8 protein-coding genes and 1 pseudogene are annotated in these 10623 nt (G+C 38.6%); all 9 read left to right on the top strand.

Translation table 11 applies throughout. The features are described 5' to 3' along the window. Window positions 1–209: 209 nt before the first annotated feature. The gene (locus tag AC6I6H_RS16735; RefSeq protein ID WP_497955116.1) at window positions 210–647 is read left to right on the top strand and encodes a hypothetical protein; all 438 of its coding nucleotides are present in this window, start codon (window positions 210–212) and stop codon (window positions 645–647) included. A gap of 59 nt (window positions 648–706) precedes the next feature. Beyond that, window positions 707–1462 carry a hypothetical protein gene (locus tag AC6I6H_RS16730; RefSeq protein WP_497955115.1) on the top strand — a complete coding sequence of 252 codons (756 nt, stop codon included), beginning with the start codon at window positions 707–709 and terminating at the stop codon, window positions 1460–1462. A gap of 291 nt (window positions 1463–1753) precedes the next feature. Beyond that, complete coding sequence (locus AC6I6H_RS16725; RefSeq protein WP_497955114.1) at window positions 1754–2128, top strand: hypothetical protein; 375 nt, start codon at window positions 1754–1756, stop codon at window positions 2126–2128. Between the two features lie 392 nt (window positions 2129–2520). Further along, a complete protein-coding gene (locus AC6I6H_RS16720) occupies window positions 2521–3444 on the top strand; it encodes a tyrosine-type recombinase/integrase (RefSeq protein ID WP_497955113.1) in 924 nt (307 codons plus the stop codon). Between the two features lie 737 nt (window positions 3445–4181). Next, entirely contained in the window at window positions 4182–6542 is a 2361-nt protein-coding gene (gene hsdR, locus AC6I6H_RS16715) for an EcoAI/FtnUII family type I restriction enzme subunit R (protein ID WP_497955111.1), read from the top strand. 24 nt (window positions 6543–6566) lie between these two features. Further along, window positions 6567–8012: a class I SAM-dependent DNA methyltransferase gene (locus AC6I6H_RS16710; RefSeq protein ID WP_497955110.1), complete on the top strand. Its 1446-nt coding sequence runs from the start codon at window positions 6567–6569 to the stop codon at window positions 8010–8012. Between the two features lie 23 nt (window positions 8013–8035). Beyond that, window positions 8036–9445 carry a restriction endonuclease subunit S gene (locus AC6I6H_RS16705; RefSeq protein ID WP_497955109.1) on the top strand — a complete coding sequence of 470 codons (1410 nt, stop codon included), beginning with the start codon at window positions 8036–8038 and terminating at the stop codon, window positions 9443–9445. Beyond that, the gene (locus tag AC6I6H_RS16700; protein WP_497955108.1) at window positions 9442–10212 is read left to right on the top strand and encodes an ImmA/IrrE family metallo-endopeptidase; all 771 of its coding nucleotides are present in this window, start codon (window positions 9442–9444) and stop codon (window positions 10210–10212) included. Before AC6I6H_RS16705 ends, AC6I6H_RS16700 begins: the two co-directional genes overlap by 4 nt. A gap of 98 nt (window positions 10213–10310) precedes the next feature. Then, window positions 10311–10463, top strand: a pseudogene (locus AC6I6H_RS16695) (sporulation initiation factor Spo0A C-terminal domain-containing protein); the annotation flags it as partial. Window positions 10464–10623: the final 160 nt, after the last annotated feature.

The raw sequence follows: 10623 nt of genomic DNA, 5'->3' as shown, positions 1-10623 counted from the left end.
CAGGAGGTTAACGAGAACCCTGTTCCTTTTCGCTGGACGTATGGAATAGAAGGATGACTGTAAAAACGTTATTTTAGGATCTATCTACTAGAGGGTGTCCACTTTTTATACTGGCTGCAATAAGATGTTATGTGATTAAATTTCATACATTAACGACTATGTAAATCTTGATATAATAAGATTGGACAAACACTACGGAGATGATTGCTTTGACAAGAGATATAATGATTGGGCTGCATGGTGAAAATCAACCGAGCTGGGCGGTTGGACAACACGCCAACAATGTTTGGTACTTTGAAAACGATCTTGGGGAACAATGGGTGGCAAAAAGGGATGGGGATATCCTTCGTATTACTGGTTTGGACATAGACTGGGAAGAGATAACTCTAACCGTTGAACAAGCGATACCAGAATTGAATCGACTAAAGGAATATCTTTGTATCAAGACGCTTATAAGAATGCCACATGTTCAGTCAGCCGCCGAACAAATAATCCAATCCTATAAAATGTCTGCTGCAACCTCAGATCAAAATATTAAGACACCACTAACAGAGTGGATATTCAACGACATAGAAGCATATTGGCTTGTTTCGGTTTTAGAGGCAGCTGTCCCCAAGATGAAATGGGAAAGAGAAAACAATAATTGATTGAATGATTTCAAGATGCTGTTTGGATTAGTATAAATGAAAGTTACTGGAGGTATTCTATGGTAGCCGTATTGGATAAGGATAGAGTTTTTATGCTAATAAAATTCAGCAACAACAAAAATAATCTGGTTTCTTTGCAAAAGGGTACATTGTGGATGAACAGTGGCAAGTATTTTATCGAAAGGGAAAAGAAAGATGGAGAACAAGGCATAGGGGACAAATATGAAGCAAGTGCCGTTGTCAGCAATGTTCGATTGCGATTTTATAAACAGGATACCGACGAACTGGTACTTGAAGGTGAAGCAGGAAGACTTGGTTACGCTGATGATGCAATCGTGAGTAAACCGATGCTGTGCTTAACACATATAAGCCATGATTCATTAAAAATTATAACAGAGTATGAGGAAAGCGTTGATTGCTGCCTTGATTTTGAAGGCCTTAATAAGGAAAAAATCATTAAAGACTTTGGTGAATATGCTCTTATCATCAGCCCAAATGAATTTTTAGAGCAAGTTAAAAGATCGTTCTCCGAACAAAACATTCGTTTCATTGCTGATAAAGTCAGTTATGAAGACTTTAGTGTTAATTCTCAGAAAAGGCTTGAGGATTACAACAAGGGCAATCCATCTTTGTTCTTCTATAAAGATAAGTCCTTCCAGCATCAGAAGGAGTACAGGATTGTAATACTTAACCATGACACAGATGCAGATAAAGCATTCACGCCGTGCATAGGGAATATGGAGGGGTTTTCCCACTTATTAGAAACTAGGGAGCTTTTCAGTGGGAAGTTTGCATTGAATATTTCCAGAGCATGAAGTGTAGTGTCATAGGTTAAGTTATGTTAATAATGAACGATGTCAGTGATCAGCAAGTAGTTCTGCTCAAAACTTCATCATGGAAAACGGTGGTGGAGCAGTATTGGATAAGACAGAGGTTTATCTAAAAGAAAAATTTTGAGCATCAGGTTTTTGTACCCGACACATAAGATACCTTTTTTATGCAGACAAGCTTGTGTAATTCAAGGCGTATAATGGGATGGAAAACAGCTCATAGGTAGATCGCGGATACTGGGTAATAATTTAGAGTTGAAAGCGAAGTGATTATACATGAAAATCACATTAGAAATGAGTAGGGTTGCTTACGAAATAGCGAAAAAAGTATATGCTGGAAGGTTAACTAGAACCGAGGGTAAAATTGAAATTAACCGAGCCAGTGGTATGAATGAAGGCTCTGCACAAGCCTTCATTACTATATTCCTGGCTATGATGAACGGTGAGGGATATAAAAGAGCTTTTAACAATGATACAAACAAATTTCTACTTGAAAGTATTAGGCATGATTTCGGTGAGGCGTCTTTTATTAAAGCATTAGATGCTGTACAAAAGCACATTGATTATTATTCAACTTTGGGCAAGGGGAATTTATCGGGACTACAAAGTATTGTTGATCAAATGAGGCATAGAGTTGGAAAAGCAATTTAGATTCAAGCGAAACAACTTTGCGCTAAAAGTTCTCAGTAAAGTATCGTATAGTAATCGGAGGTCTTGTGGCCTCCGTTTTTTGTCGTAAGCGTTGGAAATCGCAACTGATGGTAGAAGAAAACAACGGTATTGACACCAAAAGAAGCCGTTATAGCTCCGGTTCACGACCCCAAACTCGTGAATTTTGTTACAAGAGTACCCTCCCCCTATTATTTTTGACTTATTTAGCGATAAATTAGTAAACACATCCCCCATCTTCTTTCTGTCAAAATTCATCTCATAAATGATATTATCGGAAGAATTTGTTCGAAAAATCTTGACAATTCGTCCGATAACACATTATTGTATTGATATAAATTCATCTGATAACACTTGAATGAGGGGTGTGTTTGATGGAAGTGTATATTTCTGCTTTTGAAAAATGGTTGAAGGAAGAGGACAAGGCTGAACAAACGATCAGGTCTTACTTAACCACGCTAAAAAACTTTGTCCGGTGGTTGGAGCAGACAGAGGACACTGTTGCATTAGAGAAGGTAACACCGGTTCACTTGATGGATTATCGCTCCTATTTGATGAACAACCTTGAACAAAAGCCTTCAAGTGTGAATCGAACAATTGCTGCGTTAAAGACCTTCTTTCAATGGGCTTTTGAGACACATCTATTAAGCAACAGTCCGGCGCAGAAAATCAAAATGAAAAGAGTACAACAGAGCATCGCACCGAAGTGGTTAACGGTTCTGGAACAAAACAGACTTTTAAATGTCCTTGAAACGGAACGGAATGAATCCAAACAGGCAAGAGACAAAGCGGTCATATTGACAATGCTTCGTGCAGGTCTTCGAGTTGAGGAAGTATCTGATCTCAAAATTAACGATGTAGATTTGAGACAGAATCAAATCGCTGTTCTTGACGGAAAGGGCGGCAAGTGGAGGATTATCCCGCTCCATCCAGATTTGAAGAAAGCCATAAGGTATTGGCTGACATTCAGGCAAACAAGTCACAAACAAGCCCATCAGGAGAGCCCGTATTTGTTCGTTTCAGAGCGTTCAGGCCAGTTAACGACACGAGGTATTGCTTTTCTGATTGATCGCTATTTAGAGCTTTGTGGGCTGCTTGAACGAGGTCATAATGGTGACAAATTGGAAGGGCAACCTTCTTGCCATTCACTCAGGCATACCTTCTGCAAAACACTAGTAGACAGAGGGGTGTCTATTCATGATGTTGCTAGACTAGCTGGACATGATTCGATTCAAACCACGCAAAGGTATGTTGAGCCGTCAAAAGATGACCTAAGGGCTGCGATTAACAAAATATAATCGGGAGGGAAAGCCATCTATGAGGAAGAGTGAGATCATCGAGACCATAGAGGAGCTATGTACTGACAATTCTGATTCGTTTATCGCTGATATTGTTGATACGCTTAATCTATGGGGTTCTCGCCAAAACCTGAACTTAACTTTGATTCGTTTTTCCGCAAGGAAGCAAATGTGATTACACATTATTGTTTTAGAAATACCCACCTAGAGAGCATACATGCCGAAGCAGTAGCATTCGATGATAAAGCCATGAAGAGGCTTATGCTTGAATCCAGCGTGAAAATAAGCCAATGGATGAAGTTTAGGGACTCATAAACTCCGAGGAAGAAGGTATTCAAACATATACTTTTTTGATCAATATCTATCATTCCATTCACATTGACCAATGGATTACAGATGAATCTGTTGTTGCATTTGGAGTTACAGAAGCATAAGGTTAAAACAAGTTGAGCGAAATATCCCATACGGACTATCAAACGAGCCTTTATTAGTTAATTGTATCGGGTGTTAAGGGCACTTTCCTACATACGAGGGCATTTTGTAATAATTCGATGATGAAGGATAGGTTTCTCAATTTTTTTTGCCAAACATATGCTCGCTGACATCGTATAGCCAAAATTTCATGCTAGAATATTATTAACAGCATTTAATATCTTAGGCTTGTCGAAAAAAGGATATGTGATCTTGAAGTTGAATTAGTATAAAGGACTATTTAGCCTCATCTAGGAGGGAATCACTTGAATAAAAAAGACCTCTCAGAGCGCGACATCTGTTCCAAATACATAACTCCGTCATTAGTTCAGTCAGGTTGGGATTTACAAAAGCAGATACGCGAAGAAGTAACTTTCACTGACGGACGAATAATTGTACGCAAGAAAGTTGTTACACGCGGCGAGAAAAAGCGTGCCGATTTTATCCTTTACTATAAAGCGAACATGCCAATTGCCATTATTGAAGCAAAAGATAATAAGCATTCCATTGGAGCTGGGATGCAACAAGCGATTAATTATGGAGATATTTTGGATATCCCCTTTGTCTATTCATCGAATGGTGATGGGTTTATTGAACATGATCGGACAGTCACTACGGGAGCGGTTGAACGGGAGCTTGCTTTGTCACAATTCCCTTCTCCTGAAGAGCTTTGGCATCGATATAAAGTCGCTAAAAGTATCGACACCAAAACTGAGGAAACGATTGTTGAAGACTATTACTTTACGCAGGAATCCAAAAGTCCTCGTTATTATCAACGAATTGCAATTAACCGAGCAGTTGAAGCCATCGCTAAAGGTCAAGACAGAATCCTTCTTGTTATGGCTACCGGTACTGGAAAAACTTATACTGCTTTTCAAATCATTTATCGTTTATGGAAGTCAAAAACTAAAAAGCGTATTTTGTTCCTTGCCGATAGAAACATTCTCGTTGATCAGACCATGACAAATGATTTCGCTCCATTTGGCGATAAAATGACGAAGATCAAAAATAGGAAGGTCGATAAAGCTCACGAAATTTATCTCGCCCTTTATCAAGGAATATCTGGCTCAGAGGATTTTCAAAATGCTTATAAAGAGTTTTCAAAAGATTTTTTTGATCTCATCATTATTGATGAGTGTCACCGCGGAAGTGCTAAAGAAGATTCTGCATGGAGAGAAATCCTTGAGTATTTTTCCTCTGCAACTCATGTAGGTTTGACAGCTACACCTAAAGAAACAAAAGATACATCAAACATTAGCTATTTTGGGGAACCAATCTATACCTACTCGTTAAAACAAGGTATTGAAGATGGTTTCTTAGCCCCATATAAAGTTATTCGAGTGTTACTTGACAAGGATGTTGAAGGTTTTCGTCCGACAAAAGGTCAGCGAGATAAATATGGATATGAAATTCAAGATCGAGAATATAACATTAAAGACTATGACAAAAATCTAATATTGGAGAAGCGTACTCGGACAGTTGCGAAAATGGTTTCAGATTACCTGAAATCAAACCAATCGCGTATGGCGAAAACGATTTTTTTCTGTGTTGATATTTATCATGCCGAACGCATGCGTCAGGCGCTTGTAAACGAAAATGCTGATATGGTCGCCAAGAACTCTAAATATGTAATGCGTATTACGGGAGACAATGAGGAAGGTAAGGCAGAATTAGATAACTTTATCGACCCTAATGAACCATATCCAGTACTTGTTACGACAAGTAAACTCATGACTACCGGAGTTGACGCAAAAACATGCCAGTTCATTGTACTTGATTCCAATATCAACAGCATGATTGAGTTCAAGCAGATTATTGGTCGCGGAACAAGGATACGAGAGGATTTTGGCAAGTTATACTTTACGATTATTGATTTCCGTAATGTAACAAAGCTTTTTGCTGACCCGGATTTTGATGGAGACCCTGTTGTTGTCATTGATACAGGGGGGGATGGTATTCCTCCAAGTGGCGGAGATGGTGATGATGACGATGATGATGGCCGTAATGGTGGAAACGACAATCCCCCTAATCCTCCACCTGGTGGAGGAGGGATAATAAATGACCCCCCAGCAAAATATTATGTGCACAATGTCGAAGTGAAGGTACTAAATCATCGTGTTTACTATTACGATAAAGATGGAAAATTGATCACCGAATCATTGATTGATTATACGAAAAAGAATGTCAAAAATGAGTTCAAATCTCTAAATGACTTTCTTCAAAAGTGGAATGCTGCGGATAAGAAAGAAGCAGTGATAAAAGAACTTGAAGCACAAGGAATATTGATTGATGAACTACAAGATGAAGTGGGAAAGGACCTAGACCCCTTTGATCTTATTTGTCATGTAGCTTTCGATCAACCCCCTCTCACCCGCCGTGAGAGAGCTGAACAAGTAAAGAAGCGTAATTATTTTGGTAAGTATAGTGATCAAGCAAGGGTAGTGTTAGAAGCATTGCTGGAAAAGTATGCGGACACCGGAATCGAGAATTTAGAAAGTATCGAAGTATTAAAAATCCCTGAATTTCAGTCCTTTGGTTCACCAATTGAAATTGTTAAACGGTTTGGCGGTAAACAGGGATATATGACAGCTATAAAGGAATTAGGCAAGGTAATCTATTCAGCTTAGAGGCAGTCTTAGGGGGAACTATTGATGTCTATTTCAGCGATTATCAAATCGGTACAAGATACAATGCGAAAAGACGCAGGTGTTGATGGAGATGCCCAGCGTATTTCTCAATTGGTGTGGATGGTCTTCTTGAAAGTTTTCGATGCAAAGGAAGAAGAATGGGAATTGATGCGCGATGAGTATCGTCCAATAATTCTAGAAGGATTACGCTGGAGAGACTGGGCAGCTAATGATGAGGGGATGACAGGCGATGAATTGCTTGATTTCGTCAACAATAAGCTATTCAAAGAACTCAAAGAAATGGAACTAAATGAATATAGTGATCCTAAGGCTTTTATCGTAAAAGCGGTATTTGAGGACTCTTATAACTACATGAAATCCGGCACTCTGATGCGTCAGGTAATTAACAAGCTAAATGAGATTGATTTTACAACACAACAAGATCGCCATATGTTTAATGACATTTACGAGAATATATTGAAGGACCTGCAAAACGCTGGTAATGCTGGTGAGTACTACACTCCTCGTCCTGTCACACAGTTTGTTGTCGACATGGTTAATCCTAAGCTGGGTGAGAAGGTTCTCGATTTCGCTTGCGGAACGGGTGGGTATCTAACTAGCACAATAGAACACTTTAAGAAAACAAAGCAAATCAGAAGTGTAGAGGATTATCAGTTTTTGCAAGAAACCATTATGGGGATAGAAAAGAAACCACTGCCACATATGCTTGCGGTAACTAATTTGATTCTACATGATATAGATGCACCTAAAATTAGGCATGATAATTCACTCACAAAGAATGTTCGTGAATACCGCCCCATCGATCAAGTTGATGTTATCGTAACGAATCCGCCGTTTGGGGGGATTGAAGAAGATGGCGTTGAGATCAATTTCCCAGAAAAGTTTCGTACAAAAGAAACAGCTGATTTGTTCATGGTATTGTTGATGTATCTTCTCAAAGATGGTGGTAGGGCAGGAATTGTTCTGCCGGATGGCTTCTTATTTGGGGAAGGTGTAAAAACAGCAATAAAAGAAAAGTTACTCGAAGAGTTTAATCTACATACTATTGTTCGGTTGCCAAACGGAGTTTTTGCACCATATACGGGAATTAATACGAACTTGTTGTTCTTCGAGAAAGGCAAACCGACAGAAGAAATTTGGTACTTCGAGCATTCTCTTCCACAGGGGGTTAAGAACTATACTAAAACCAAACCGATTCGTATTGAAGAATTTCAATTGGAGAAAAAATGGTGGAATGATCGTGTAGAAAATGAGTTTGCTTGGAAGGTCAGTTTTGATGAAGTAAAAAAACGGAACTACAATCTAGACATTAAGAATCCTATTTCAGAACAAAATGTTGACAATCGTTCTACTAACGAAATAATTAGGGATTTGTTACAAACAGAAAATAAAATCATATCACTTCTTGAGATGTTGAAAAAAGAACTATCGGTTGGTGATAAGCTATGAAATTCTCTCATCCGATGGTAAAGATGAAAGAAGTTTTGTCCCCAATATCACGCGAAGTACAACCTAAATCTGGAGTAGAATATCGACAAATTGGTGTAAAATGGTGGGGAAAAGGAGCGTATGAAAGAGAAGCGGTTAGAGGAGACGACACTAAGTACAAAAAATTCAATCAGATTAAAACTGATGATGTGGTAATCAACAAAATTTGGGCTCGTCATGGAAGTGTGTGCGTAATACCTAAGGAGCTTAATGATTGTTATGTCTCTTCTGAGTTTCCTATTTTCACAATAGTCAAAGAGAAGTTATCCCCTCGCTGGTTTCAGATAATTACTCAAATGAAGTTTTTCTGGACCCAATGTGATAAATATTCAAGTGGTACCAGTGGTCAGAATAGAATAAAACCTAATATGTTTTTGGAAATAGAAATTCCACTTCCCGCTCTTGAAGAACAAATGAAGCTTATTGATATAATTGATAGATATAATGATCAGTTACTGAATGTTTCAGCCCATAGAGACAGGGTAATCAATGATTTTCAGAAATTAAAAAACTCAATCCTGCAAGAAGCCGTACAGGGAAAACTTATATCGCAAGACGCGAATGATGAACCAGCAAACATATTGTTGGATAAAATCAAAGCATATAAAGAGTCATTTCCCCAAGATAAAAAAAACAAGAAAGAGAAACCATTAGCACCTATTAGAATGGATGAGAATCCTTATGAACTTCCTAAGGGATGGGAATGGGTAAGATTAGGGGAAATAGCTAGAATAATTAACGGTAGGGCATATAAGCGGGAGGAACTACTAGAATCGGGTAAAACCACTGTATTAAGAGTTGGAAACCTTTTTACAAATTCAAATTGGTACTACTCTGATTTAGAACTGGATGAAGATAAATATTGTGAAGATGGCGACTTAATTTATGCCTGGTCGGCATCATTTGGACCAAGAATCTGGAAAGGTCCAAAAGTTATATATCATTACCACATATGGAAAATCGAATTGAATAAATTTGTTAATAAAAAATTTTTATATTATATGCTTCAATGGGATACAGAGAATATAAAGTCACAGGGAAAAGGTATTGCTATATTACACTTGACCAAAGCTCAAATGGAGAAGAGAATAATAGCGATCCCTCCCTTAAATGAACAAAATCGTATTGTTGAAAAAGTCGACCAACTCATGGAACTCTGTAGTAAGTTAGAACGATTCATTGAACAATCAAAAGAAGATAGTGAGCGATTGATGCAAGCAGTATTGCATGAAGCATTTAACAAATCAGAAACGGTTATTAATTTTCCCACTCAAAGCCTCGGTGAAGGAAGTGACTGGGAAATCGCGGCTCGTGCAGATGGAGGTATTGATCCTGAAACCAAAACTAAGATTTCAAATCGAGTAACTGAATTACTCAGCAAAACTAACAAATGATACCTATAAACAGTGCGCGGCAGGTGCTTCAAAAATTTATTGTTACAGAGGCACCTGCATTAATGCTAAATCAAATATTTGAGCACTATAAAATCATTTATGACGAGATGGAGTATAATAATCCGAACTTTATGGGGAGTTTAATTCGAGCTGGAGGAAAAACGCTCATTCTTGTGAATACTGACATAAAGAATGTGGGGCGTATTAACTTTACCAAAGCACATGAACTTGGGCATTTTTGTCTAAATCATAAGGGTGAGCAATTCCAATGTTCTCGAATCAACATGCTGGATTTTACTACAAACCCAATAGAAGTCGAAGCGAATCAGTTTGCCCAAGAATTTTTACTGCCGGAGCAGATGGTTAAACCACTTTGTCTTTCAGCACCATTTGATTTCCAAACGATAAAAGGGATAAGCGACCACTTCTTGGTTTCTAAGCTTGCTGCTGTATTTCGGATATTGGAATATACTTCGGGGAATTATGCCTTCATATATTCAAAAGATGGGGTAATAACCCATTCTAAAATGTCTGGCAATCTTATCGGGAAGGTTACTCTCAGATATCCCGGTCAACAAATCGATTCAAAATCAAACGCTTTTTCCGTTCTGTATGGAGAGACATTGTCAAATGACTACACATCCATCGATTCGTCGATTTGGATAAAGAAAAACCACTCTTCGCAAAAAATTGCTATCAAGGAATTTTCGCGGGCTAACAAAGCTTCCCGAACTGTTATGACACTCCTAAAGATAAATTTCGCGTAAACACCCGATATTATAATATTGACCAAATCTTATCATTTTCTTAGGGCTATTTTGCCCATAAATTCTCCGATTGAAACCCGATAAAGTCATCGGTAAATCATCATTCAGAAGTCGCCTGGACGCGCGGCAACATCGACAGCATTTCGCACCTGTTCGGCTACACCATCAACATCTCCAAGGCGAAGCCGACTAACAGTGAGTTCATCGCAATGGTGGCGGATAAGCTGAGGATTGAGCATAAGGTTTCGTAAACTTCGTAGGTATCACGTTTTTTGACGGTGAATGAGCGCTGACATAGCGCCTGTTCGGATGAATTTTACGCAACGATCGTTCCGGTAAACTTGAAGCAGAAGTGCGGGCACGTGGGGTATCTCATCGCTGCCCCGATTAATAACACGAAATGTAAATAGC

Source organism: Gorillibacterium sp. sgz306347 (assembly GCF_059735245.1).
This window is presented reverse-complemented; position numbering and strand designations above follow the sequence as displayed.

Coding starts and splice junctions, on each gene's coding strand:
- AC6I6H_RS16725 (WP_497955114.1), top strand. CDS start 1,754: ATGAAAATCACATTAGAAATGAGTAGGGTTGCTTACGAAATAGCGAAA.
- AC6I6H_RS16700 (WP_497955108.1), top strand. CDS start 9,442: ATGATACCTATAAACAGTGCGCGGCAGGTGCTTCAAAAATTTATTGTT.
- AC6I6H_RS16720 (WP_497955113.1), top strand. CDS start 2,521: ATGGAAGTGTATATTTCTGCTTTTGAAAAATGGTTGAAGGAAGAGGAC.
- AC6I6H_RS16730 (WP_497955115.1), top strand. CDS start 707: ATGGTAGCCGTATTGGATAAGGATAGAGTTTTTATGCTAATAAAATTC.
- AC6I6H_RS16710 (WP_497955110.1), top strand. CDS start 6,567: ATGTCTATTTCAGCGATTATCAAATCGGTACAAGATACAATGCGAAAA.
- AC6I6H_RS16705 (WP_497955109.1), top strand. CDS start 8,036: ATGAAAGAAGTTTTGTCCCCAATATCACGCGAAGTACAACCTAAATCT.